The organism is Sphingomonas sp. (assembly GCF_019242355.1).
In the GTDB taxonomy this organism is placed as follows: domain Bacteria; phylum Pseudomonadota; class Alphaproteobacteria; order Sphingomonadales; family Sphingomonadaceae; genus Sphingomicrobium.
Genome location: NZ_JAFAVR010000155.1, coordinates 1 through 2,117, shown reverse-complemented (window position 1 = coordinate 2,117; position 2,117 = coordinate 1). Strand labels below are relative to the sequence as shown.

2 protein-coding genes and 2 pseudogenes are annotated in these 2,117 nt (G+C 68.0%); 3 read left to right on the top strand and 1 reads right to left on the bottom strand.

Going from position 1 to position 2,117, the window contains the following annotated elements; genetic code table 11:
- The 3 genes and pseudogenes from JOZ79_RS07760 to JOZ79_RS07750 all read left to right on the top strand — a co-directional run.
- Positions 1-90: pseudogene (locus tag JOZ79_RS07760) on the top strand (RidA family protein); the annotation flags it as partial.
- A 91-nt stretch (positions 91-181) separates the two neighbouring features.
- A pseudogene (locus JOZ79_RS07755) lies at positions 182-778 on the top strand (glycerophosphodiester phosphodiesterase family protein); the annotation flags it as partial.
- Positions 759-1,901, top strand: a complete 1,143-nt coding sequence (locus JOZ79_RS07750; protein WP_294072851.1) for a GNAT family N-acetyltransferase — start codon at positions 759-761, stop codon at positions 1,899-1,901. The pseudogene JOZ79_RS07755 and the gene JOZ79_RS07750, both read left to right, overlap by 20 nt.
- Here the strand turns inward: JOZ79_RS07750 and JOZ79_RS07745 are convergent.
- Positions 1,877-2,117 (bottom strand): isoaspartyl peptidase/L-asparaginase (locus tag JOZ79_RS07745; RefSeq protein WP_294072848.1); only part of this gene is annotated, 241 nt, incomplete at its 5' end. The genes JOZ79_RS07750 and JOZ79_RS07745 overlap by 25 nt on opposite strands.

Genomic DNA, 2,117 nt, shown 5'->3' with positions numbered 1-2,117 from the left:
GGGCGCCATGCCCGGAGCGCAGTCGGAGTCGCGGTGCTGCCGCTTGGAGTGGCGGTCGAAGTGGACGCGCTCGTCGCGGTCCGCTCCTGATCCCCTCGACCCCGGCCCGGCCGGTTTTGCGCATCGCGGCGCTCACAGCGCCGGAGTTCCCGAGAACAGTCTTGCAGCCTTCCGCGGCGCGCTTGCGATCGGCGCTGGAATCGAGTGCGACCTCCGCCTGACCGCCGACGATCGCGTGATCGTCTTCCACGACGCGGACGCTGTGCGGCTATGTGGCAACCCGCTCGTCATTGCCCGATCGACCCAAACGGAAATTGCACGGCTTGAGTTGGCGGGCGAGCCCATCCCGACCCTCGGCCATTTGCTGGAGCTCGCATCCTGCAACGTCCCCTTGCTTCTGGAAATCAAGACTGCCGATGATGTCGACCGTTGGGGACCGGCGCTTGCGACCGCGCTCAGTCGCTATGCCGGCGCATTCGGGATCATGAGCTTCGATCCGATGCTGTGCCGGGAATTGAAATTGCGCCTGCCGGACGTACGGCGCGGATTGGTCGTCGCCGCCGGCCTGTCCGCCTTTCGCCGCAAGCTCGCCCTCTCGCTCGCCTCGCCGCATTTTCTTGCCGTCGACCGCGCTGCGCTCGGCCAGCCGTGGGTCGCCTCGCTGCGGCGTCGGATGCCCGTCTACAGCTGGACGATCCGCACGCCCGATCAGCGCGCGCAAGCGGAGGTTCATGCCGATGCGCTCATCTGGGAGGCCGATGGCGGACCGCGAATCTGAAATCGTCGCCAGGATCGCCGCAGGCGTCTCGGACCTCAATGTCCGCGCCTGGGACCGGCTCGGCGGTGACCGCCATCCGTTCATCAGCCATGCCTTCCTCTCGGCGCTCGAAGATTCGGGCAGTGTTGGCAAGGATACCGGCTGGATCTCCGCGCCGATCCTGGTCGAGGACGAGGCGGGGCATCTTGCCGCCGCCGCGCCGGCCTATTTGAAGACCCACAGCCAGGGCGAATATGTGTTCGATCACGGCTGGGCGGACGCCTGGGAGCGCGCGGGGGGCCAATATTATCCCAAGCTGCAGGTTGCGGTACCGTTCACGCCGGTCCCTGGCCCGCGCCTGCTCGGATCGCGTCCGCAACAGCTCCTCGCCGCGATCGAGGCCGTGACCACGCAGAACGACATGTCGTCCGCGCACATCACCTTTCTCGGCGAAGCGGCCGCCAGCGAATGCGAGCGGCGCGGCTGGCTGATCCGCCACGGCGTCCAGTACCATTGGTTCAACCGCGGCTATGCGAGCTTCGACGACTTCCTCGCAGCCCTCTCGAGCCGTAAGCGCAAGGCGATCCGCAAGGAGCGCGCGGCCGCTCGCGAGGGGCTCCAGTTCCGCGCGCTTCGCGGGTCGGAGATTGAGCCCGCCGATTGGGACGCCATGTGGACCTTTTACCAGGACACCGGCAGCCGCAAATGGGGTCGACCCTATCTCGCCCGCCGCTTCTTCAACCTGATCGGCGAGCGCATGGGCGATCAGGTCCTGCTTCTTCTCGCCCTCCGCGACGGTCGGCCGATCGCGGGCGCGCTCAACCTCGTCGGGCCGGACACCCTCTACGGTCGCTACTGGGGTTGCACCGAGGACGTGCCCTTCCTCCATTTCGAGCTTTGCTATTATCAGGCGATCGACTGGGCCTGCGCGCACGGGCTCGCCTGCGTTCAGGCCGGCGCCCAAGGGGAGCACAAGGTTGCGCGGGGCTATGAGCCGGTCGTCACCCGATCCGCCCACTTCATCCCGAACCGCAGCTTCCGCATGGCCGTCGCCGGCTTCCTCGACGCCGAGCGCCAAGGAGTCGGAAGCGAAGTCGAGTGGCTGCGCGAGAGCCTGCCCTACCGTTCGTCCTCTTCCGAATAGATTGCCACCGTCCGGCCGCTCGCATCGGCCATGCCGCGATACATTGCCGCGGTGGTGAAGCCCCACGCGGCCTCGCCGTCCGGACCGACCGCGATGAGGCCGCCCGTCCCGCCGAGCGCCTTGATGTCCGCGAGCACGTGATCCAGCGCCGCCTGCAACGGCTCGCCGGCCAGCCGCACCCGCTCGGCGAGCTGGTGGGCGGCGACAGCGCGGATG